Origin of the sequence: Dechloromonas sp. CZR5, from assembly GCF_008711155.1 — a bacterium.
Classification (GTDB): Bacteria; Pseudomonadota; Gammaproteobacteria; order Burkholderiales; family Rhodocyclaceae; genus Azonexus.
In genome coordinates this window covers 42,654-65,191 of sequence record NZ_VUYQ01000011.1, presented here as the reverse complement: position 1 = coordinate 65,191, position 22,538 = coordinate 42,654, and the positions used below count along the sequence as shown (strand labels likewise).

The 22,538-nt window shown below is 62.6% G+C and carries 23 protein-coding genes; 18 read left to right on the top strand and 5 right to left on the bottom strand.

All coding sequences use genetic code 11. The features are described from left to right. Positions 1 to 40: 40 nt before the first annotated feature. The 6 genes from F1002_RS19355 (at position 41) to F1002_RS19330 (ending at position 5,599) form a co-directional block, all read left to right on the top strand. The gene (locus tag F1002_RS19355) at positions 41 to 1,033 is read left to right on the top strand and encodes a phenol hydroxylase (RefSeq protein WP_150430687.1); all 993 of its coding nucleotides are present in this window, start codon (positions 41 to 43) and stop codon (positions 1,031 to 1,033) included. A gap of 10 nt (positions 1,034 to 1,043) precedes the next feature. After that, the gene (locus F1002_RS19350) at positions 1,044 to 1,313 is read left to right on the top strand and encodes an MmoB/DmpM family protein (RefSeq protein ID WP_150430686.1); all 270 of its coding nucleotides are present in this window, start codon (positions 1,044 to 1,046) and stop codon (positions 1,311 to 1,313) included. 25 nt (positions 1,314 to 1,338) lie between these two features. Further along, complete coding sequence (locus F1002_RS19345) at positions 1,339 to 2,883, top strand: YHS domain-containing protein (protein WP_046536917.1); 1,545 nt, start codon at positions 1,339 to 1,341, stop codon at positions 2,881 to 2,883. Positions 2,884 to 2,895: 12 nt separating this feature from the next. Further along, positions 2,896 to 3,255 carry a phenol hydroxylase subunit P4 gene (locus F1002_RS19340; RefSeq protein ID WP_150430685.1) on the top strand — a complete coding sequence of 120 codons (360 nt, stop codon included), beginning with the start codon at positions 2,896 to 2,898 and terminating at the stop codon, positions 3,253 to 3,255. Positions 3,256 to 3,315: 60 nt separating this feature from the next. Further along, positions 3,316 to 4,371: an NADH:ubiquinone reductase (Na(+)-transporting) subunit F gene (locus F1002_RS19335; RefSeq protein ID WP_150430684.1), complete on the top strand. Its 1,056-nt coding sequence runs from the start codon at positions 3,316 to 3,318 to the stop codon at positions 4,369 to 4,371. A 232-nt stretch (positions 4,372 to 4,603) separates the two neighbouring features. Beyond that, positions 4,604 to 5,599, top strand: a complete 996-nt coding sequence (locus F1002_RS19330; RefSeq protein WP_150430683.1) for a helix-turn-helix domain-containing protein — start codon at positions 4,604 to 4,606, stop codon at positions 5,597 to 5,599. 9 nt (positions 5,600 to 5,608) lie between these two features. Here F1002_RS19330 and F1002_RS19325 read toward each other — a convergent pair whose 3' ends face one another. Beyond that, positions 5,609 to 6,691 (bottom strand): ABC transporter substrate-binding protein, encoded by a 1,083-nt coding sequence (locus F1002_RS19325; protein ID WP_150430682.1) that lies wholly within the window; start codon positions 6,689 to 6,691, stop codon positions 5,609 to 5,611. 215 nt (positions 6,692 to 6,906) lie between these two features. Between F1002_RS19325 and F1002_RS19320 the strand changes: the two genes are divergently transcribed. From F1002_RS19320 to F1002_RS19290, 7 genes are read left to right on the top strand one after another with little or no spacing between them, the layout of a single operon-like run. Next, complete coding sequence (locus F1002_RS19320) at positions 6,907 to 8,082, top strand: amine dehydrogenase large subunit (RefSeq protein WP_223879692.1); 1,176 nt, start codon at positions 6,907 to 6,909, stop codon at positions 8,080 to 8,082. 1 nt (position 8,083) lies between these two features. Continuing rightward, positions 8,084 to 8,629 carry a MauE/DoxX family redox-associated membrane protein gene (locus F1002_RS19315; RefSeq protein WP_150430681.1) on the top strand — a complete coding sequence of 182 codons (546 nt, stop codon included), beginning with the start codon at positions 8,084 to 8,086 and terminating at the stop codon, positions 8,627 to 8,629. Continuing rightward, entirely contained in the window at positions 8,626 to 9,246 is a 621-nt protein-coding gene (mauD, locus tag F1002_RS19310; RefSeq protein ID WP_150430680.1) for a methylamine dehydrogenase accessory protein MauD, read from the top strand. The genes F1002_RS19315 and mauD overlap by 4 nt, the downstream gene beginning before the upstream one ends. 3 nt (positions 9,247 to 9,249) lie before the next feature. Next, positions 9,250 to 9,798, top strand: a complete 549-nt coding sequence (locus tag F1002_RS19305; RefSeq protein WP_150430679.1) for a methylamine dehydrogenase light chain — start codon at positions 9,250 to 9,252, stop codon at positions 9,796 to 9,798. Beyond that, on the top strand, positions 9,795 to 10,241 hold the full coding sequence (locus F1002_RS19300; protein ID WP_150430678.1) for a cytochrome c: 447 nt from the start codon (positions 9,795 to 9,797) through the stop codon (positions 10,239 to 10,241). The genes F1002_RS19305 and F1002_RS19300 overlap by 4 nt, the downstream gene beginning before the upstream one ends. Before the next feature lie 10 nt (positions 10,242 to 10,251). Next, positions 10,252 to 10,698: a cytochrome c gene (locus F1002_RS19295; protein WP_150430677.1), complete on the top strand. Its 447-nt coding sequence runs from the start codon at positions 10,252 to 10,254 to the stop codon at positions 10,696 to 10,698. Between the two features lie 11 nt (positions 10,699 to 10,709). Further along, positions 10,710 to 11,768 (top strand): hypothetical protein, encoded by a 1,059-nt coding sequence (locus F1002_RS19290; protein ID WP_150430676.1) that lies wholly within the window; start codon positions 10,710 to 10,712, stop codon positions 11,766 to 11,768. A gap of 257 nt (positions 11,769 to 12,025) precedes the next feature. Here F1002_RS19290 and F1002_RS19285 read toward each other — a convergent pair whose 3' ends face one another. From F1002_RS19285 to F1002_RS19270, 4 genes are all read right to left on the bottom strand, one after another. After that, positions 12,026 to 12,490, bottom strand: a complete 465-nt coding sequence (locus F1002_RS19285; RefSeq protein ID WP_150430675.1) for a hypothetical protein — start codon at positions 12,488 to 12,490, stop codon at positions 12,026 to 12,028. Positions 12,491 to 12,548: 58 nt separating this feature from the next. Next, positions 12,549 to 13,214, bottom strand: coding sequence for a hypothetical protein (locus F1002_RS19280; RefSeq protein WP_223879691.1), 666 nt, complete (start codon positions 13,212 to 13,214; stop codon positions 12,549 to 12,551). Next, the gene (locus F1002_RS19275; protein WP_150430674.1) at positions 13,207 to 13,701 is read right to left on the bottom strand and encodes a hypothetical protein; all 495 of its coding nucleotides are present in this window, start codon (positions 13,699 to 13,701) and stop codon (positions 13,207 to 13,209) included. The genes F1002_RS19280 and F1002_RS19275 overlap by 8 nt, the downstream gene beginning before the upstream one ends. Before the next feature lie 253 nt (positions 13,702 to 13,954). Beyond that, positions 13,955 to 14,179, bottom strand: a complete 225-nt coding sequence (locus F1002_RS19270) for a hypothetical protein (RefSeq protein ID WP_150430673.1) — start codon at positions 14,177 to 14,179, stop codon at positions 13,955 to 13,957. Positions 14,180 to 14,500: 321 nt separating this feature from the next. Between F1002_RS19270 and F1002_RS19265 the strand changes: the two genes are divergently transcribed. The 5 genes from F1002_RS19265 (at position 14,501) to F1002_RS19245 (ending at position 22,505) form a co-directional block, all read left to right on the top strand. After that, on the top strand, positions 14,501 to 15,889 hold the full coding sequence (locus F1002_RS19265) for a DUF1329 domain-containing protein (RefSeq protein WP_223879690.1): 1,389 nt from the start codon (positions 14,501 to 14,503) through the stop codon (positions 15,887 to 15,889). A 30-nt stretch (positions 15,890 to 15,919) separates the two neighbouring features. Continuing rightward, complete coding sequence (locus F1002_RS19260) at positions 15,920 to 17,557, top strand: DUF1302 domain-containing protein (protein WP_150430672.1); 1,638 nt, start codon at positions 15,920 to 15,922, stop codon at positions 17,555 to 17,557. 81 nt (positions 17,558 to 17,638) lie between these two features. Further along, positions 17,639 to 20,032, top strand: a complete 2,394-nt coding sequence (locus F1002_RS19255; RefSeq protein ID WP_150430671.1) for an RND family transporter — start codon at positions 17,639 to 17,641, stop codon at positions 20,030 to 20,032. A gap of 13 nt (positions 20,033 to 20,045) precedes the next feature. Next, a complete protein-coding gene (locus F1002_RS19250; protein WP_223879689.1) occupies positions 20,046 to 21,044 on the top strand; it encodes a YCF48-related protein in 999 nt (332 codons plus the stop codon). 33 nt (positions 21,045 to 21,077) lie between these two features. Next, on the top strand, positions 21,078 to 22,505 hold the full coding sequence (locus tag F1002_RS19245; RefSeq protein WP_150430670.1) for an aldehyde dehydrogenase family protein: 1,428 nt from the start codon (positions 21,078 to 21,080) through the stop codon (positions 22,503 to 22,505). The last annotated feature ends 33 nt before the right edge of the window (positions 22,506 to 22,538 follow it).

Sequence of the window (22,538 nt, the reverse complement as noted above, 5' to 3'; positions counted from 1 at the left end):
GCGGCCAAGCGCACCGTCTGGGAATTTCAAGGAGACAAGCATGGCAATCGATTTGAGGACAGTGAGCATCACGCCGCTGCGCCAGACCTTCGGCCACCTGGCCCGCCGCATGGGCGCAGACAAGCCGGCCTCGCGCTACATCGAAGCGACGATGGACCTGCAGCCGGTCGAGAACTATCACTATCGCCCGACCTGGGAGCCGCAGTACGACATCTTCGACACGACCCGCACGGCGATCACCATGAAGGACTGGTACGCCCTGAAGGATCCGCGCCAGTACTACTACGGCGCCTGGACCCTGGCCCGTGGCCGCATGCAGGAAGTGGCCGAAGGCGATTTCGACCTGGTCGACGAACTGGGCCTGGCTGCTGCCTACCCGGCCGAAGGCAAGGCGCAGGCGCTCAAGGTCTTCCTGCCGTTGCGCCACGTCGCCTGGGCGTCCAACCTGAACAAGGCTTATGTGTCGTCCTACGGCTACGGCATCGCCATTTCGCAGGCGACCTGCTATGCCTCGATGGACCAGCTCGGCGTCGCCCAGTACGTGACCCGCCTGGGCATGGCCTTTGACGACCTCGATGCACTCGCCGCTGCCAAGACCGCCTGGCTGGAAGGCGCCGAGTGGCAGGAACTGCGCCGCTATGTCGAAGACCTGATGGTCGAGAAGGACTGGTTCGAAGTGCTGGTCGCCCAGGATTTCGCCCTCGAAGGCCTGCTCTATCCGCTGATCTACGAGCGCTACAACGAAAAGCTGAATGCCGCCTACAGCCCGGTGTTCTCGATGCTGACCCGCTTCCAGCGCGAATGGTTCGGCGAAACGACCAAGTGGCTGGATGCCGTCATCAAGGCCACCGGTGCCGATAACGCCGACAACAAGGCCAAGCTGGCCGAGTGGATCAAGAAGTGGCGCGACCGTGCCGTCGTTGCCCTGAAGCCCGTCGCCGCCCAGGCTTTCGGTGCCGAAGCCGACGCCATCATGGCCGAGCTGGTCCAGAATCTGAATGCCCGCGCCGCCAAGGCCGGCATCGCCCTGTAAAGGAAGTCCCATGTCCAACGCATTTATCGCTTTCCAGAAGAACGACGATTCCCGCTGCATCGTCGAGGCCATCCTCGAGGACAACCCGAACGCCATGGTCGATGACCAGCCGTCGATGGTGAAGATCGACGTGCCGAACCGCCTGGTCATCAAGCGCGAGACCGTCGAGGAAAAGATGGGCCGCTCGTTCGACCTGCAGGAGCTGCAACTCCACCTGATCACGATCTCCGGCAACCTGGACGAGACCGACGACGAATTTACCCTGAGCTGGAATTCCTGATTCCGGCTTGCAAGGAGCGAACACCATGGATATGAAAGCAACCAAGAAGCTCGGCCTCAAGGAGCGCTACTCGCTGATGACCCGCGACCTGGCCTGGGACACGACCTACCAGAAGATGGAAGACGTCTTCCCGCAGACCACCTACGAGGGCATCAAGATTCACGACTGGGACAAGTGGGAAGATCCCTTCCGCCTGACCATGGACGCCTACTGGAAGTACCAGTCCGAGAAGGAGCGCAAGCTGTACGCCATCCTCGACGGTTTCAACCAGAACAATGGCCACCTGTCGGTCACCGACGCCCGCTACATCAACGTCCTCAAGCTCTTCCTCGGCTCGACGCCGCCGCTGGAGCTGATGGCCGCCCGCGGCTTCTCGATGATGGGCCGGCAGATGAACGGTGCCGGTCCGCGCGTCGCCTGCCAGATGCAGGCCGTCGATGAGTACCGTCACTTCCAGACGCAGATCCACTCGATCTCGAACTACAACAAGTACTACAACGGGATGGACGAGTTCGCTCACCAGCAATCCCGCATGTGGTACCTGTCCGACGGCAAGTCCTTCTTCGACGACGCGATCACCGCCGGTCCGTTCGAATTCATGGTCGCCATCGGCTTCGCCTTCGAATACGTGCTGACCAACATCCTGTTCGTGCCGTTCATCTCCGGCGCCGCCTACAACGGCGACATGGCGGCGATGACCGTCGGCTTCTCGGCGCAGTCCGACGAAGCGCGCCACATGACGCTCGGCCTGGAGTGCATCAAGTTCATGCTCGAGCAGGATCCGGACAACCTGCCCATCGTCCAGCGCTGGATCGACAAGTGGACCTGGCGCGGCACCCGCAAGCTGGCCGCCGTCGGCATGATGATGGATTACATGCTGCCCAAGCGCATCATGAGCTTCAAGGAAGCCTGGGAGATGTACGTCGAGGAAAACGGCGGCGCGCTGTTCAAGGACCTCGCCCGCTACGGCATCACCATTCCGAAGTGCTTCGGCCAGACCATCGAGGAAAAAGAGCACGTCTCCCACCAGTCGTGGATCGGTTTCTACATGAAGCCCGGCGCCACGCCGTTCCATACCTGGATTCCGACGCCGGATGAAATGGACTGGCTGTCCGAGAAGTATCCCAACACCTTCGACAAGTACTATCGTCCGGTGCTGGAATTCTTTGACGCCCAGGAAAAGGCCGGCAACCGCTTCGACAACAAGACGGCGCCAATGAACTGCCAGGTCTGCGTCAGCACCATGAAGTTCAACGAGCCGGGCGATCCGATGGAAATGTGCTTCCGCGAGTCGATCTACAAAGGCGAGAAGTTCCACACCTGCTCCGACCACTGCAAGGAAATCTTCGACAACGAGCCGGAGAAGTACATCCAGACCTTCATTTCCTCGCATCAGGTGCTGCAGGGCAACTGCGAACCGGAAGGCGTCGATGTCAATGCGCCGGACTTCCAGCCCGGCAAGCAGATTCTCGATTACTGGAAGCTCGACAAGCGTGCCCTCGGCGACTTCAACGGCTCCGAAGACCAGAAGAACTTCGCCGCCTGGCGCGAACAAGCGACCAAGAACTAAAAGGAGACAGCCATGACGATGTTGAAAACCCTCGCTCCGTACGAGTTCAAATCGCGCGATGCGGTCGAGAACTACCAGGGCCGCCAGCTGCTGTACGTGAATTGGGAGCGCCACCGCATGTTCTCGCGCCCCTTCGTGCTGGCCATGAAGCCGGAAACGCCGTTCTCCGCCGTGCTGGAAGAAATGGCCGCCTGCTTCAGCTACCACCCGGACTGGCAGCATATCGACTGGGACAAGGCCATCTGGCAGAACGGCAACACGCCCTTCACGCCGGACCGCAACAAGACCCTGGCCGAGAACGGCATCGGCCACAAGGACCTGATCCGCTTCCGGACGCCGGGTCTCGACGGTATCGCCGGCACCGGCTACTAAAAATAGCGGGGCACTGCGCCGGTCGTAGTGCTCCGCCAAAACCCGCAGAGAGACAAGAACATGAGCTACGAACTGACCATCGAGCCGCTCGGCCGCAGCATTGAAGTTGAAGACGGCCAGACCATCCTCGACGCCGCCCTGCGTGCCGGTATCTACCTGCCGCACGCCTGCGGCCAGGGTTATTGCGCCACCTGCAAGGTGTGCATCACCGACGGCGAAGTCGATCACCAGAATTCCTCCAACTTCGCGCTGATGGATTACGAGCGTGAGGAAGGCAAGGCGCTGGCCTGCTGCGCCACGCTCGAAGCCGATACCGTCATCGAAGTCGAGATGGAAATCGACGAGGACGCACGCGACATCCCGGTCAAGGATTTCCACGGCACGGTCAGCCGCATCGAGAACCTGACGCCGACCATCAAGGGCATCTGGCTCAAGCTCAATGAGGCGCTCGATTTCCAGGCCGGCCAGTACGTCAATTTCAATCTGCCCAACGACATGGGGCATCGGGCGTTTTCGTTGGCCAACAGTCCGTCGACCGGCGACGAGATCGAACTGAATATCCGTATCGTTCCCGGTGGCGCCGGCACGACCTGGATTCATAACGAACTGAAGGTTGGCGATGCCGTAACCGTCTCCGGCCCCTACGGCCGCTTCTTCGTGCACAAGTCGGCCAACGTGCCGTCCTTGTTCATGGCTGGCGGTTCGGGCTTGTCCAGCCCGCGCTCGATGATCCTCGACCTGCTCGAACAGAACAGCGAACTGCCGATCACGCTGGTCTATGGCGCGCGCAACCAGGGCGAGCTGTACTACCACCAGGAATTCGTCGAACTGGCCGCCAGGCATGCCAATTTCACCTATGTGCCGGCCCTCAACGACGAGCCGGCCGATAGCGGCTGGAGCGGCTTCCGCGGTTTCGTGCACGAAGCGGCCAAGGCCCATTTCGACAACGATTTTCGCGGCAACAAGGCCTACCTGTGCGGGCCGCCGGTGATGATCGAAGCCTGTATCACGACCCTGATGCAGGGCCGCCTGTTCGAGCGCGACATCTATACCGAGAAATTCTTCTCGGCAGCCGATGCCCAGCAGGTGCGCAGCCCGCTGTTCAAGCGGGTGTAAGCCTTTCCTCTGCAGCAACCCCCTCTGAGGCCGCGTTCGTCGCGGCCTTTTTTTGTCCGGCTCACGAGGCGCCGGCGGTACTTCGGCGATGCCCGGCGCACCGCCATCAGATCATCCGGAAATGCGATGTGATTACGTAATAAGCAACTCGTTGACTATTGCGTATAAATGACTAATATATTCGTAAAAAACCTCCGGGGACACGGGGGACTCACCCCGATGGAGAACGGACATGAATCACCTTTACGAATCGGCGGCCGGGCACAGTCTGGTGACCCGTCGCGCGCTGCACAATGCCGATGTCGATGCCCAGGCAGCGGCGCTGATCTACGAACGCTGGGAGCAGCGCTACGACCAGTTGTCGAGCGGCCGCTTCGACGGTTCGGTGCAGGAAATGCGCTTCCCGTCGTTCACGCTGATTCGCGAGACAAGCAACCGCGTGCTGTTGCAGAAGGGATGCACGCCGCAGGGCGTGTTCGCCATCGGCACACTGATCACGATGGGCGAAAGCGGCTATCACTGCGGCGAACTGATGGCCAACCGCACGGCGGCCCTGCTTGAGCCGGGTACCGAGTTCGAGATTCGCACGCCGGAGCGCTTCGACCTGGTCGCCGCCGTCTTCTCGCCGCGCGACCTGGCTGCCAATCTGGATGCCCCCGGCCTCGACGCGCACGAACTGGAAGCCGATCTGCGCCGTTCGTCGAAGACCATCGGCCCCTCCAATGCCGGGCCGATGGCCGATTTCCTGCAGCGCCTCCATGCCTGCGCGCGCGATACGCTGGAACACCTGATGATTCCGTCCAACCTGCGCCAGCTGGAGGAGGAGTTCTACGGCCTGCTCATCGAAACCCTGCGCCTGGCGCGCGGCCCCGAAGTGCATGCCTTATGCCCCAACCGCGAGCGCATCGTGCGTCGCTTCAGCGCCTTCCTCGACGCTTCGCCCGAATCGGCGCTGAGCATCGCCGACATCTGCGAGGAAATCGGCGTCACCCGGCGGACGCTGCAGAACGCCACGCAGGAGGTGTTCGGCATCGCGCCGCAGCACTACCTCAAGGCGATTCGCCTCAATGCCTTCCGCCGTGCGCTGAAGCTGCGCCAGCCGCAGGAAGAGTCGATCGGCGACGTGGCAGCGCGCTGGGGCTTCTGGCACCTGTCGCAACTGGCCCAGGACTACCGCAAGCTGTTCGGCGAACTGCCGTCGCAGACGCCCTGCATCCACGTTTCGTAGGCCGGTGCTTCACTCCCGCAGAACCCCGCCACGGCTGACCACGCTCAGGCCAACGGGGGCGGCCAGGGTTCTTCGGTCGTTGGCGAAGGCGATGTCGAGATCGTCGATGCGATAGCTGTTCCGTGTCATTGCCTGGGTCAGCCCCTGCTTGTCCGCCACGCCCCTTTGGGCCAGGCCGGCAAGCAGTCGTCCGAGCAGATAGCTCTCCAGCTGGGCATATTCGTACGGCAGGTTGAATACCGAAAATTCGCCCATCGCCTTCTGGTAGGCCTTGGCCAGCCGGGTTCTGGCCAAGTCGGGATTGGGCAGGCTGTGGGCGATCAGCACGCCGGACGACAGGCCTTGGGTTTTCTGCAGCCAGCGGAAGGGCTCGATCGACGACAGCGCGGCGATCAGTGCTCCGGCTCTGCCCTGGCGCAAGCGGCGGGTGGTCGTTACCGCATCGTCGTGATTAAGGAAGAGGACGTGGGCTTCGTCGGCCTTGTTCGGGAAGGGCGGCGGGGTCTTCGCGCGGTCGCCCGTCGGGCCGCTGCGGTGGACGGTGACGGCCAACTGGCCGGCCTCGAAGGCGGCGACGATCCGCGACTCGTAGGCAGTCAATTCGTCCGATATCCACAAATGAACGATGCGGGTTCCCAGCGTCTTGAGCTGTCGGGCGATGGCCGTGGCCTCGTCAGGGTAGGGCGCATGCAGGCAAAAAACCGGGAGCTTGTCCCGGCATACCTCGTCGTTAGCGAGAATGGCGCCGATCAGCGGCACCTGGTGCCGCCTGGCCACCGCTGCGACAGCGGCGCAGACGGCCTCTCCGACACAGCCGACAATGCCCTGCACCTGATGTTGCGTGATTAGCTGTTCAGCATTGCGGGCGGCGATGGCGGGGTCGCCCTTGTCGTCCAGGACTTCCAGGCTGATTTTTCGGCGTGGGTCGGCGCTTGATGTTTCCTGTAGTGCCACCGCCAGCCCATCCTTAATCATCTGCCCTTGCTCCAGCCGGGGGCCGCTTAGTGGCAGGCTGGCGCCGATGCTCAGCGCCGCGTGTGCGGCAGGCCCGTAGGCCAGGCTGAGGAGCAGGATTGTCCGAATGGCGGGCATGAAAATCTCCGGTAGGCGATGCGAATGGTGCGGTCGGCGAATATTCTGAATCCATATGGCGGACAGGGTGTATCAAGAATCGGCAATCCGGCAGCGGGCTGTCTGTGGGAAGCAGCGAGGAGGGGCGCCACTTTTTCCGATTCTTGATACAGCCCGGAAAGCCTCCCGCCGGATACTGACCTCACGCTCCCTAACGAGTCGAACGAGGTCACACAATGCAAAAAATCTCTCTGCGGCTGGCGCTGTTGGCCCTGCCGCTCTGCCTGGCGGCAGGCACGGCGCAGGCCGGCAAGGACCGGCCGCCACCTCTTGCCGAGGAGGAAATGAAGGTCGAACGGCTGGCGCCGCCGGACGGCAACCGGCTGTACGTCACCGATTTCGTCTTCAACCATATGGTCGATGGCCGCGTGCATGTGGTGGACGGCAACAAGGCGCGCTACCTCGGCGTGGTGATGGCCGGCTACGGCGCGCTGACCACGGTGTCGGCCGACGGCAAGTCCATCTACGTGGCGACCACCTACTACCCGCGCCTCTATCGCGGCCAGCGCAGCGACGTGGTCGAAATCCACGATGCCGAAACGCTGGAGCTGAAGGCCGAGATCGACATTCCGGCCAAGCGGGCGCAGGCCGCCTCGTACCGCAGCATGCTGGTGCCGAGCGCCGACGGACGTTTCCTGTACGTGCAGAACGCCACCCCGGCGACGTCGGTCAGCGTGGTCGACCTGCAGGCGAAAAAGTTCGTCGCCGAGATCATCACGCCCGGCTGCTGGTCCATCCAGGCGTGGAACAAGGACGACAAGGGCAATCGCTTCTCGACCCTGTGCGGCGACGGCACGATGTTGACCTTCACGCTCGACGAAGCCGGTCGGCCGACCGGGCGCGAGCGTAGTGCACGCTTCTTCGACCCGGACAAGGACCCGATCTACGTGCATCCGGAAATGCTCGGCAATGACCGCTACTTCGTTTCCTATTACGGCAACGTCTACAAGGTGACCCTGGCCGGCGACAAGCCGAGCTTCGCCGCGCCGTGGTCGCTGCTCGACGCCCGCGACCGCAAGGCCAACTGGCGGCCGGGCGGCATGCAGGTGACGACCATGCACCGGGCCAGCGGCACCTTCTACGTCAATATGCACGACAAGGGCGAAGAGGGCTCGCACAAGAATCCCTCCAAGGAAATCTGGGCCTTCGACGTCGCCAGCCAAAAGCGGGTGGCGCGCATCCCGTCCAACGAAGCCGTTTCGCTGGTTGCCAGCCAGGGCAGCGCGCCGCTGCTCTACTCGCTGAACGTCGAGAAGGGCGAGATCGTTGCCCGCAAGATCGAAAAGGGCTACCCGGTCGCCAGGACGATGAGTGGCGTCGGCGAAACCTCGCTGTTCATGGAGGTGCGCTGACATGGGAGCGACCAATTTCCTGTTCGACCCGGTCGTCGTCCATGCCGCCGCGGCCGCCATGGGGATCATCCTGATCACCGGCGCGCTGGGCAAGCTGCGCGACCTGGAACTGTTCCGCTACGCCGTGGAGAACTACGGTCTGCTCAACGGTGGTTCCGCCGCGCTCTTCGCCCGCCTTTTCCCGGTGGCTGAACTGCTCGCCGGCCTGGCGTTGATCCCCGACGCCACGCGGCCGCTCGGCGTGCTGCTTGGCCTCGCCGTCATGGCCGTGGCCACCGGCGGCGTGACGATCAACCTGCTGCGCGGCATGGGGCGCATCGAATGCGGTTGCGGCACCGGCGGCCAGCGCATTTCGTGGGGCCTGGTCGTGCGCAACCTGTTCCTCTGTGCGGCCCTCATCCTGGCCGCTGCCGACGAGCTGCCGCGCAGCCTCGGCGCCATCGATTATTTCAGTGTGGCGGGCGCCATCCTGGCCTTGCTGGTGCTCTACGCCAGCGCCAACCAGTTGCTTGCCAATCAACCGCTTTTGAAGGAGTTGCAATCATGATGGATCCGCTCGCCCTCTCCGTAATCGCCCTGTGGGTCGTCGTCATCGCCCTCGGCATCTGCGTTCTCGCCCTGTCCCGCCAGATCGGCATCCTCTACGAGCGCGTCGCGCCGATGGGGGCGCTGATGATGGACCACGGCCCCAAGGTCGGCGAACTGGCGCCGCCGGTCGAAGTCACCACCTGGGAAGGCCAGGGCCTGAGCATCGGCACGGCCACCGCCAAGAGCACGCTGCTCTTCTTCGTGTCGCCGACCTGCCCGGTGTGCAAGAAGCTGCTGCCCATCATCCGCTCCGTGCAGTCCCGTGAAAACCGCTGGCTGAACGTCATTCTCGCCTCCGACGGCGACCGCCCCGAGCACGCCACCTTCCGCGAGAAGCACCAGCTCGGCGACTTCACTTACGTGCTGTCGCAGCCGCTCGGCATGGCCTACAAGATTTCCAAGCTGCCCTACTGCGTGCTGCTCGACGCCAACGGCTTCGTCCGTGCCAAGGGCCTGGTCAATTCCCGCGAGCAGGTCGAAAGCCTGATGACGGCCTACGAAAGCGGCATCGCCTCGGTGCAGGAGCACATCGACCGCCAGTTGCTCGCCGCCGAAGCCCATCCGGAAAAGGTCTGAGCCATGGACTTCCTCAAATTACTTGACCGCTTCACCGAACGCCGGACGCGTGCGGTAGCCAGCAACACCGGCCGGCGCGGTTTCCTGGTCGGTGTCAGCAAACTGCTGGTGGCCGGCGCCTTCGCGCTGCCGGTGCTGCCCTTCGATCGCACCAACAATGCCCACGCCGCCGGCGGCCACGGCAGCGCCCCGAAAAAGCGCGAACCGACCGAGACCGATTGCGACTACTGGCGTTATTGCAGCGTCGATGGCTTCCTGTGCTCCTGCTGCGGCGGCACGATGACGACCTGCCCGCCGGGCAGCACGCCTTCCGCCGTGTCCTGGGTCGGCACCTGTCACAACCCGGCCGACGGCCGCGACTATCTGGTCAGCTACAACGATTGCTGCGGCAAGACCTCCTGCGGCCGCTGCTTCTGCAATACCAACATCCGCGAACGGCCGGGCTACCGGATGGGCGTGCACAACGACATCAACTGGTGCATGGCCAACCAGAGCAGCCACTACCACTGCACGGTGTCGATCATCGTCGGCCTGGAAGAGGGGCAGTCATGAAGCGCCTGATGGTTGCCGTGGCCTGCGCGCTGCTCGCCGGCATGGCCTCCGCCCAGGATGGCAAGGCGGTCTACGACGCCAACTGCGCCGCCTGCCACCAGCCGGATGGCGTCGGTGCGCTCGGCCTGGCGCCGCCGCTGGCCGGCACGCTGGGCAAGCGCATGGCGGTGCCCGAAGGGCGCAAGTACCTGCCCGGCATCGTCATCGCCGGCCTGGCTGGCAAGATGGAATCGAAGGGCGTGCTCTACGAAGGCATCATGCCGAACTGGCAGCAGTTCTCCGATGCCGAACTGGCCGCCGTGCTCAACTACGTGCTGACCACCTTCAACGCCGCCGAACTGCCGGCCGACTTCAAGGCCATCGACGCCGCCGAACTGGCCGCCGCCCGCGCCAAGAAGCCGACCGCCAAGGAACTGCGCGCCTGGCGCGCCGCGTCCCAGTAAGGAAAACGCCATGCGCCTCGCTTCCATCACCCGCAGCGTCCTCCTGCTCGCCGGCCTGACCGGCTTGCTGTCCGGCGAGGCCATGGCCGATGCCGCCAAGAAGAACTACCGTCTGTACTGCATGGGCTGCCATCAGGCCGACGGCACCGGCTCGCCGGAAAACGGCATCCCCAGCATGCGCGACGAGGTCGGTCATTTCCTGCGCGTGCCGGAAGGCAGGGCCTACCTGTCGCAGGTGCCGGGCACGCTCAACACGCCGCTCGGCGACGGCGAAACGGCCGACCTGCTCAACTGGGTGATGAGCAATATCGGGCGCAGCAGCATCCCGGCTGACTTCAAACCCTATACCGCCGACGACGTCCGCAGTTATCGCGCCAGCGTGCCGCAGGACATTCCCGGCATGCGGGTGCGGCTGGTCAAGCAACTCGAAAGCATCCAACTCGGCGCGGTCCGCTAACCGGAGTTTCCATGAACGCTTTGCAATCCTTGCGCCGTGGCGTCATCGCCACGGCGGGGGCGGTCTTCGCCTCGCTTTTCTTCTGCCTGCAGGTCAGCCCGGAATGGCTGACCGGTTGGGGTACCGTTATCCTCGTCGCCATGGTGCCGGCGCAGATCGTCATCAGCCTCGTGTGGCAGTCCAGCTATCCCAAGCGGCTGGCCGATTTGCCGCAACCGCTGCGCGGCATCGCCTTCACCGGGCTTAATGTGCTGGTCGGCGCTGCCGTCGCCTATCTCGCCTGGCGGACGGTCGGGGGCGGCATGGATCTGCCGACACCCTTCCTGATCATGTACCTGATCTTTTCCGTGGCGGTGATGCTGGTCCTCGTCGTGCCGCTGCAATGCTGGCCCTTCGCTCCGGCAATCCGCCACCCCGGCCTGATGGGCGGGGCGCTGCTGCTCGCCGCCTATGCGCTGGCCTACGCCTTGTTCCGCGGCTTGTTCGATTTCGGTTTCCTGGCCGAAGCACCGTTCTACCGCCCCGAACTCGACCCGCAGGGCCTCTTCATGGCCTGGATTCCGCTGGTCTTCAGTATCGCCATGCTGGTGCCGGTACTCGGGCTGGTGCTGTTCGATTTCTGGCCGGTGAGTGCGCTCGCCGGCAAGGTGGCGTTGCTGGGCAAACAGCCGGTATTCGGCCTGCTCGCCCTGGCCCTGATCGTCGCCGTGGCCGGCGGCCTGTGGACGGTTTTCGTCGGGCAGGGCATGGACCAGGTGCTGTTCATGGTCCGCATTTGCGTCACCGTCAATTTCGGCTACTTCATCCTGCTCGTCATGTTTGATGGCGTGCCGGCACTGAAACTGCCGCAACCGTGGCGCGGCCTGATCCTCAACGGCGCCGCCGTCGGGCTGGCAGTCGCCATGCTGAGCCTGTACGAATCGCTGGCCCAGCGCCACTTTGCGCTGCCGTCAGGCGGCCCGACCTACCCGCTGGAACTATGGCTCGCCTCCGCCATGCTCGCCGTGACCTTTCCGCTGATGGTGGTGGTTGGGAGCTATTTCAAGCGGGTGTCCGCAATTCGTGGTTGATTTGCTTCTGGAGTGCTGTGTCGCGAGAGGGAAATGGAAGTTTTTTGCTCGACTCAGCTAAGTCAAGGGGCCCTGTCTTCGAGCTTTGAAAGACCCGACTCTCAGGAATGCTAGGTGAGGAGCGAGAGCCGACTTACCGCCTGAGCATCCAAACTACTAAAGACCGCGCCTTAGCCTAGATGTTGGGCAGTAGGTAAGGCGCGATGTGAAGAGATATTTTCACGGTGCTAACGTCGGCTGCAACGATGGGGTAGGCCTCAAGGGCGAAAAGGCTCAGCAATTGCCCAGCCCTTATTGAATGCGTATTCGGGCTTGAGCTTCGCGACGACGATTCCCACCCACTGCGAGCGAGGGTCTTTCGCAAGCTCCGCTGTCTCATGCTCAATCGGTTGGCCGGCGTGCCACGCTACGAGATCGCCGGGGTGCAGCGAAGGGCCGTTGGCGGAGAGTGAACCAGCTAGGACAAGGAAACCGCCATCTTTGGAGGCGACGCGCAGAGCGAGCATTTGCGTTCTATTGGGCAGGATGACAACGGGATTTTCGGCTCCCAAGGCCTCGACTGCGTTTAGGACCAACGCAGGGAGCATGGCCTTTGCAAATAACTCGCATTGCAGTGATGTGCAGGCGAACCTGAACGCAGCCGCACCATCCGTGAAGTAGAGCGATTGCGGTGTAGTTGGGCTTGGAGCGTTCGAGAAGAGTTTCTTGAGAAAGCCTGCCATAGGTGCTTGGATGAATGAGGCCTAGTTGTGGAAGTGAGCGGCCTGTGCGACTGCAAGGCTATGCATCAGTGGCATCTGGCTCGATTTTCCATGTCATTCGATTGCGTGTGCCGCCTTCAGCGTTAAACCGCTCAACTCGGCATCTCTTGTCGGCGGGATGTTCAACGATCGCAACATGGTCGAGGTCAATGTCGCGAGCGATGATGTAACAGAACTGCCCCATGTAGGGCCTTCCAACCAAATGCTCACAGCCGTCGTAATCCCGACGACAAATAGAGCACTCCTGGAACCCGACAAGCATTCCCGAACTAACGAATACTTGGCGAGGAAACACCAAGTGTTCAATTGCCTCTAGTCGCTGATGGTGGTGCTCAAGATGGCGGAAACCATCGTGAGCGCGTGCCGCATAGATCGATGCCATCTGAGCGTCCACGAGATGATTCCAAGCTTCGTCGGGCTTCTCTTCTTTCAAGAGAAGCCACATGTTTAGTTCCGCTAAAAGGGCGTGAGCAACAGACTCGCAGCCGAGAAGCAAGTTTGCGTAGTCCTCGTCGAAACGGGCAATGGCTTTCTGCTTTTCGATATGCGTACGTTTAAGAGCATCCTCTAAAGCTGAGCAAGCTGCACGTTGTAGCTCACTATCCCGTGTAATCAAAAGCATATTTTCCGATTCCTTGACCAGTTCATTGAACTCGGCCACGAATGCCGGTAATGAGCTATTCATCGGCAATCTCTCGGATGATTTCTGGAAGGTTTTTTAGCCCGTCAACATCTCCCTGGTATGTAATCTTCTTGCACGTCTTCGACTTGGTCTTTTCTATTACAACTTCGAGTTTGATTGACTTACCACCAGATATTCCCTTGAAGAAGTCAGTGGCGTAATTCGAGATTACGTTCAATGCGACCGAGATGTAGTTTGCGTCTCCAGATATCAGCCCAGCTGAGACAAATATCGTTGGAGCGATCCACTCAAACGAGTTGTTTTGGACGTATGGTGGCTTCTTGGATCTATCGAAAATCTCGCCATATGGGATAGAGGCATTTCGAAGTAGTGTTTTTACTGTCGAAGCCTCTGAAACCTGCTTGAATTCGGCGATTGATGTGGCGGACTCAAAATTTATTGGCAATAGAGCTACGCCCTCTGGATAGGTACATCCGAGATTTGCTAGCAGTTCGGCAACGTTTGGGTAATCAGAGATAGTGGTAGTCATGATGTATAACGGTTATTAAACGGACCCGCTGGGGCCGTATAACGATAAATATTTATCGCCAATTATGCTTTCCGAATTGCGCGTGGCGCAAGGAAGGAGCATCGGTGAGGTTGTAAAAAACAACTCCACCACAATGGATACCGGGAAGGATGCTGGAATGTTCACTTTTTGGGGCAATTTTCAGTAACCGGTTTTGGCTATCGGCGCTGCGTCATTTGGAAGCGGGCGTTCTTGCTGAAGAAATTTCCTCCGCTTAGGTGCCAGCATTCCCGAGCGCAATGCCCATGGTCGCGGCGACGCAGGCTTCCTCGATCCCTTCCAGTTCCGCATGGCGGGGCTTGTTTTCCGAGATGAGCAGCATCAAACCCTCGATCTGCATGGCGATGAGGGCGGCGCGTAGGTGAACCTCCTTTTCCGCCAACGCCGGGTTGGCGGCGGCGATCAGGCGGGCCAGGTTGGCGCGGTGGTGGCTGTACATCCTGTCGAATATTTAGCGGCCGATCGGGTCGCGGGTGGCGAGTGCCCCGATTTCGACGAACAGTTTTTCCGATTCCCCTTTCTTCGTATCAGCCAGCAGCTAGCGAATGGCCGCTTCCAGCTTGTCGTGGCTCGGCTTGGGTCGCGACAAGCCGAGCCGTTCATCCCCCGTGCCGCCAAGCCCGATCTGATCTGGATCAATAAAAGTTGCCGATTTTTGATAACGGGCAGCGGGGGGCAATTTCTACACTGCCTCCAACCAGTGAAATTGGTTGCGGCCGGCCGGAGGGGTTGGTCTCTGTTCACCACACAGGAGGTTGAAATGATCATGTTCAAGAAGGCCGGGGCCGCAGCGATCCTGGCTACCGTATTTTCCGCGTCGTTCTCCGTCCAGGCCGGGACGGACGCCGATGCCGCCAAGCTCGGCAAGGAACTGACCCCGGTCGGTGCCGAGAAGGGCGCCAACAAGGATGGTTCCATTCCCGCCTGGGGCGGTAACGAGCCGCAGGCTTCCGGCTGGAGCTACGGCAAGAGCCGCGCCGACGCCTGGAAGCACAAGGGCGACAAGCCGCTGTATTCGATCGATGCGAGCAACGTCGACAAGTACGCATCGCAACTGTCGCCGGGCCAGGTTCAGCTGATCAAGCAGAACAAGGGCTACAAGATGGATGTCTATCCGTCCCGCCGCACCTGCGGCAATCCCGACTTCGTGGCCGACAACACCAAGAAGAACGTCACCACCGCCAAGATCGGCGCCGACGGCTGGAGCCTGAAGGAAGCCACCGTGCCGGGCATCCCCTTCCCGGTGCCGCACTCCGGTACGGAGGCGATGTGGAACGTGAAGATGAAGTACGCCGGTGTCGGTTTCGAATGGCCGACCTTGTACACCGCGCTGTCGCCGCGCGCCGGTTCCAGCGAGTGGATTGCCGCAACCTCGACGCAGACCTACTTCTTCCCATGGGGCAAGAAGGGTTCGACCCAGTTCTCCAGTATGCCGCCGGTCGAGTACTACACCTACTTCGCCTACAAGTCGCCGACCGCGCTGGCCGGTCAGTCGTTGGCGATCACCGTGTTCACCGACAAGACCAACGAGGTCTTCTACTACTTCCCGGGTCAGCGCCGCGTCCGCCGCATGCCGACCTACGCCTATGACGCACCGCAGATTGGCTTCGAGAACCAGTACACGATGGACGAGCCGCGCATGTTCAACGGCACCATCGATCGCTTCGACTGGAAGCTGGTCGGCAAGAAGGAAATGATCGTCGGCTACAACGCCTTCGGCATGTACGACCCGAACGTGAAGTTCAACGACGTCGCCAAGGAAAATGCCGTCGATAGCACCCATCGTCGTTACGAGCTGCACCGCGTGTGGGTGGTCGAGGCCACCGTCAAGTCGGGCGTCCGCCACGTTGCGCCGAAGCGTACCTTCTACATCGACGAGGACAGCTGGGCCATCGTCGTCGCCGAGGACTACGACGCCCAGGGCAAGCTGTGGAAGCTGCGCGAAGGCTTCGTCATCCCGGTTTACGAGACGGGCAGCTGCGACAACCCCGCATTCGTTCAGTACAACCTGATCGACAACCGCTATCTGGTCGACCAGAGCTCGCTGGGTGGTGGCAAGGACATGAAGTGGTTCGTCGATGCCAGCGATCCGAAGCTGAAGGAAGGGTTCTACACGTCGGACAACCTGCGCGCCATCAGCGAGCGCTAAGCCAACTGAACGGAAATAGAGGGTAAATCCATGCACAATATTTTCAAGAAAACCGTTCTGGCAGCGCTGATCGGCTACGCGGGGGCGGCCTCCGCCTTCACCTTCGAAACGGGGAGCATTTCCGGCAGCTTCGACTCGACCGTCTCGCTGGGCACCGGTATCCGGGCCCAGGGGCCGTCCAGCGACCTGGTCGTTGCCGGTGCTTCCGGCAACGGTGCGCCGACCGGCAATACGACTTATCAGGGCGTCGGCGATCAGGGCAACATCAACTACAAGAAGGGCGACGCTTTCACGACCTACCTGAAGGGCACGCACGAACTGCTGCTCAAGATGCCGGACGACTGGAAGTTCATGGGCCGCTTCAGCTGGCTGCGCGACTTCACGGCGACCAAGACGACCGGCTTCGTCAGCGCGGCGACCGGCCCCAACGGCTACGCCGCCTCGCTGTCCGACGACGCCAGGGACGACCTGGAGTTCAAGACCCGCCTGCTCGACCTGTGGGTGAGCAAGGAATTCTCGGTCGGCGAGCAGCGCGCCCGCGTCCGTGCCGGTAACCAGGTGATCAGCTGGGGCGAGAGCCTGTTCCTGCCGGGCGGCATCAACCAGACCAACGCGCTGGACATCATGCGCCTGTCGCAGCCGGGCACGCAGCTGAAGGAAGTCTTCCTGCCGGCGCCCATTGTCAGTTTCGCGACGGGGCTGGGGCACGGGGTGAACGTCGAGGCCTACTATCAGGCGGCCTGGAACGCCAACTACTTTCCGCCGACCGGCAGCTACTGGTCGCAGGTGAACGGCCTGGGCGTTGGCGACAGCACCTACGGCATCAACCGCGTCAAGGCCAAGGACTCCGGCCAGTACGGCGCGGCCGTGCGCTGGCAGCCGTCGGGCACCCAGCTGAACCTCGGCTTCTATGCCATGGCCTACCACGACAAGGCGCCGCAGCTTTTCATCAACCCGAACCAGTCTACCGACCTGCAGTGGCGATATGCCGAAGACCGCCGGATGTACGGCGTTTCCGCCAACATGCCGCTGGGCGACTGGGCGGTCGGCACCGAGCTGTCCTACCGTCCGAAGGATGCCGTATCGCTCAATCCGGCCCTCGGCTGTGCGTCGAACGACGGCCGCTGCTGGGTGGACGAGAAGAAATTCCAGTGGCACCTGACCGGCCTGCTCAGCATGACGCCGGGCGACTACGGCGGCATCCTGAAGGCGCTGGGCAATGCCTCGACGGCGACGCTGATGATCGAAGGCGTGGCGACCTACTATCCGAAGCTGAAGAAGTTCTACGGCAACGATCCGGTGGGCGCCGGCGTCTGGGCCTGGGGCCAGGAGTTCAACACCAGCAACAGCGCGGAAGCCGTGGGCGACAAGCTGTCCTGGGGCTACAACCTGGACTTCAGCTGGACCTACGACGGCAACCTGATCCCGGGTTGGCAGGTCACGCCGGAGATCTACTACTTCCAGGCGGTGAGCGGGCGGACGCCGAATTCGGCGGCGCTGTTCATGGAGGGGGCGAAGTCGGCCAACTTCATCGTCAGCTTCACGCAGAACCCGGCCAAGTGGCAGGCGGGCGTGAACTACGCCAAGTTCTGGGGCGGTTCGCGCGTCTATGACCAGCCGTACAAGGACCGCGATTTCTTCGGGATGTACGTGTCGCGCAACTTCTAAGGCGATCGATGGCCAGGGGGCGGTTCGCCGCGCCCTGGTCCGCACCATAAGAACAAATCATCTCCCGCAGGACAGCACATCATGCTCAACCTTTTCAGCGTCGACGACGTCGACAAGTATCTGACCCGTACCCTCGGCGGGCTGGAGAATTTCTGTTTCAAATACCGCACGCCCTTCCTGATCTGGCTGGCCGTGTTCACCGCCGTGATGGGCTACTTCGCGCTGCAACTGCGCATGGAGGCCGGTTTCGAGAAGCAGATGCCGACCGGCCACGAATACATCGAGACCTTTCACAAGTACCGCAACGACGTGCTCGGCGCCAACCGCCTGAACGTCGTGGTCAAGGCAAAGAAGGACACCATTTGGACGCAGGCCGGCCTGAAGCGCCTGTACGACGTGACCCAGGCGGTGATCTACCTGCCGGGCGTCGACCGCCTCGGCGTGCAGTCGCTGTGGACGCCGAACAGCTTCGTCAATGAGATCACCGAGGAAGGCTTCCGCGCCGATCCGATCATTTCCGGCACCGTGACGCCGGACCAACTGAATTCCGAAATCATCGCCGGCATCCAGCGCTCGGCCAGCCAGGGCGGCTTCGTCGGCACGCTGGTCTCGCGCGACCAGACCAGCGCGATGATCGTCGCCGAACTGGCCGAGGTGGACAAGGACGGCAACAAGATCGACTACGTGTCGTACAACGACAAGCTGGAAGGCTTGCGCAAGCAGTTCGAGGACGCCGATTTCGAGATCCAGATCATCGGCTTCGCCAAGCAGATCGGCGACATTGCCGACGGGGCCTCGTCGGTGCTCGAATTCTGCGCGGTGGCCCTCTTGCTGACGGCGGGGGCGGTGTATTGGTACTGCCATTCGCTGCGCTTCACCATCCTGCCCATCGTCTGTTCATTCACCTCGCTGGTCTGGCAGTTCGGCGCCCTGCGCCTGCTCGGCTTCGGCCTCGATCCGCTGGCTGTGCTGGTGCCTTTCCTGGTCTTCGCCATCGGTGTCTCGCACGGCGTGCAGCAGATCAACTTCATCGTGCGCGAACTGGCGCACGGCAAGACCACCGAACAGGCCGCCCGCGCCAGCTTCTCCGGCCTGCTCATTCCCGGCGTGCTGGCCCTGGTCACCGCCTTCGTCTCGTTCATCACGCTGATCCTGATCCCCATTCCGATGGTGCGCGAACTGGCGATCACCGCTTCGCTCGGCGTCTTCTTCAAGATCACCACCAACCTGGCGATGCTGCCGATTGCCGCCTCGTACTTTACCTTCACCAAGGAATACGCCGACAAGGCGATGATGAAGCGTGACAAGCGGGCCCGCTGGCTGCGTGCCCTGGCCCGCGTCGCCGAGCCGCGCAATGCCGCCATCGTCATCGCGCTGACCATCGCAGTCTTCGGCGTATCGGTCTGGCAGAGCAGCGACCGCGTCATCGGCACCTTGCAGCCTGGCGCCCCGGAACTGCGTCCGGAAGCCCGCTTCAACCGCGATGCGGTGGCCATTTCGGAAGCCTACGATACCGGCCTCGACTGGCTGACCGTGGTCTTCGAGACGGCACCGGATTCCTGCGAGAACGTCGCGCTCGGCCTTTACCAGGACCAGTTCGTCTGGCACATGCAGAACACCGAGGGCGTGCTGTCGGCCATTTCCTTCTCCGGCCAGTTGCGGACCTATAACGAGGGCTACAACGAGGGCAATCCGAAGATGAACGCCATCCCCATCGATCCGGGCAACTACGCGGCGCTGGCCACCGAAATCGGCCGGATGCGCGGCTACATGCGCAAGGATTGCAGCATGACGGCGGTGCACCTGTTCCTCAACGACCACAAGGCGACGACCATCAATCGCGTCATCGACAAGGTCAAGGACTTCCGCACCGAGCACAAGCTCGATGGCGTCACCATCCGCCTCGCTTCCGGCAACGCCGGCGTGCTGGCCGCGGTGAACGACGAGGTCGAGAAGAGCGAAATGCCGATGATGATGTACGTCTATGCCGCCATCGTCTTCCTGGTCGCCATGGTCTATCGCGATTTCCGCGCCGTGCTCGCCTGCTGCCTGCCGCTCACCGTCGGCACCTTCATCGGCTACTGGTTCATGAAGGAGCTGGAGATCGGCCTGACCGTCGCCACGCTGCCGGTCATGGTGCTCGCCGTCGGCATCGGCGTCGATTACGCCTTCTACATCTACAACCGCCTGCAGCTGCACCTGTCGCAGGGCGAAAACATCGTCAAGGCGCTCGAGCATTCCATCCTCGAAGTCGGCACGGCGACCATCTTCACCGCCATCACGCTGGCCATCGGTGTCGCCACCTGGGCGTTCTCCGACCTCAAGTTCCAGGCCGACATGGGCAAGCTGCTCGCCTTCATGTTCATGGTCAACATGGTGATGGCCATGACCGCGCTGCCGGCCTTTGCGGTGTGGCTTGAAAAACTGTTCCCGCGCAAGACGCCCGTCCGCGCGCCGGGCATCCTCAACCACTAATCGGGAGCCGACCATGAACAAGCAACCCATGACGCTCCGCGCCACCTCCCTGATCGCCGCCTTGCTCGGCAGCCTGATCACTATCCCGGCCATGGCCCAGGCACCGGCTGCTCCGGCACCGCTGCAGGCCCAGCCGGCCAAGAAGAGTGCCGCCGCCACGCTGGCCCCCATCCAGGGCGCCGCCTACGCCGGCAAGCGCCTGGTCACGGTCGGTGACTACGGTACCGTCCTGCTCTCCGACGACGGGGGCAAGACTTTCCGCCAGGCCGCTTCCGTGCCGGTCTCCTCGACCCTGACCGCCGTGCATTTCGCCGACGACAAGAACGGCTGGGCGGTCGGCCAGTGGGGCGCCATCCTTCACACGGCCGACGGCGGCGAGAACTGGAGCATCCAGCGCCTGGAAACCCAAGAGGACCGGCCGTTGTTCTCGGTCCATTTCCTCAACGCGCAGGAAGGGCTGGCTGTCGGCCTGTGGTCGCTGGTGCTGCGTACGCAGGATGGCGGCAAGACCTGGGCTCCGCTCGATCTGCCGGCGCCGCCGGATGGCGGCAAGGCCGACCGCAACCTGTTCAGGATTTTCGCTTCGGCCAAGGGCGAGCTGTTCGTCGCCGCCGAGCGCGGCATGGTCTTGCGCAGCGGTGACCGCGGCCAAAGCTGGCAATATCTGAACACCGGCTACAAGGGTTCGCTGTGGACCGGCGTCGCACTCAAGGATGGTACGCTGCTCGTCGGCGGCCTGCGCGGCACGCTCTATCGCAGCCAGGACGATGGCCGTAGCTGGCAGCCGGTGGTCAGCGGCAGCAAGAGTTCGGTGACCGATCTGCTTGAAGGCGGCGGCCATGTGTACGGCACCAGCCTGGACGGCGTGCTGCTCGACAGCACCGACGGCGGGGCCAGCTTCACCTGGAAGCAGCGCGACGACCGGCTGTCGCTGACCGCGGCGTTATGGACGGGGCAGGGCCTGGTCCGCTTCTCGCGGCACGGCGTGATCACCGACGGGCAGGGCTTGTAAACCGGCAACACGAACAATCAAACAGGAGACGACATGCAAACCATTTCCATGCTGATCGACGGTCAGGCCGTTCAGGCGGCCACCACTTTCCCGGTCATCAACCCGGCCACCGGCGAGGCCTTTGCCCAGGCCCAGGCCGGCAATGCCAGCCACGTCGATGCCGCGGTCAAGGCTGCGCAGGCCGCTTTCCCGGCCTGGAGCCGCAAGCCGGATGCCGAACGGCAACAGCTGCTGCATGCGCTGGGGGCCGCCCTCGAAGCGAACATGCCCGAGCTGATGCGCCTGGTCACGCTGGAAACCGGCAAGCCGCAGGGCGGGCTGAACGGCGTGGGGGCGGGCATGGAAGTCGGCGGTTCGATCGCCTGGACGCATGTCACCGCCGACCTGCAACTGCCGGTCGAAGTCATCCAGGACAACGCCGAGGCACGCGTCGAGGTGCATCGCAAGCCGCTGGGCGTGGTCGGCTCGATCACGCCGTGGAACTGGCCGCTGATGATCGCCATCTGGCACGTCATTCCCGCGCTGCGCGCCGGTAACGCGGTGGTCATCAAGCCCTCCGAGATGACGCCGGTGGCGACCGCCCGCTTCGCCGAGCTGGCCAATGCCATCCTGCCGCCGGGCGTGCTCAACTTCATCACCGGCGCCGCCGGTTCCGATGTCGGCCCGGCCATGACCGGCCATCCGGGTATCGCCAAGATCGTGTTCACCGGCTCGACGGCGACCGGCAAGCGCATCATGGCCAACGCCTCGGGCAACCTGAAGCGCCTGACGCTGGAACTGGGCGGCAACGACGCCGGCATCGTGCTGCCCGATGTCGACGTCAAGGCCGTCGCGCCCAAGCTGTTCGGCGTTACCTTCCACAACAATGGCCAGACCTGCGCCTGCCTGAAGCGCCTGTACGTGCATGACAGCATCTACGACGAACTGTGCGCAGAGCTGGCCAATCTGGCCCGCAATGCGGTGGTCGGCGACGGCATGAATGCCGACACCCAGCTCGGCCCGATCCAGAACGCGATGCAGCTGGCCAAGGTCGAGGAACTGGCCGAGGACGCCCGCGCCCATGGCGCCCGCTTCCTGTGCGGCGGCAAGCGCAAGGCCGGGCCCGGCTATTTTTACGAGCCGACCGTAGTCGCCGACGTGACCGATGGTCTGCGCCTGGTCGATGAGGAGCCGTTTGGCCCCATCCTGCCGGTCATCAAATACAGTGATCTGGATGAAGTGATTGCCCGTGCCAATGCCAATCCGGCGGGGCTGGGTGGCTCGGTTTGGTCCCGCGACCCGGCCAAGGCGGCCGAGGTGGCCCTGCGTCTCGAATGCGGCAGCGCCTGGGTCAACGAGCATGGCGCCATCCAGCCGGATGCCCCGTTCGGCGGCGTCAAGCAGTCGGGTATCGGTGTCGAGTTCGGTCGTTACGGGCTGGAGGAATACACCTCGATCCAGACCCTGAAGATCATGAAGTAATCCCGTTTTTTCTGAGTTCATCTCTCCTTGCGG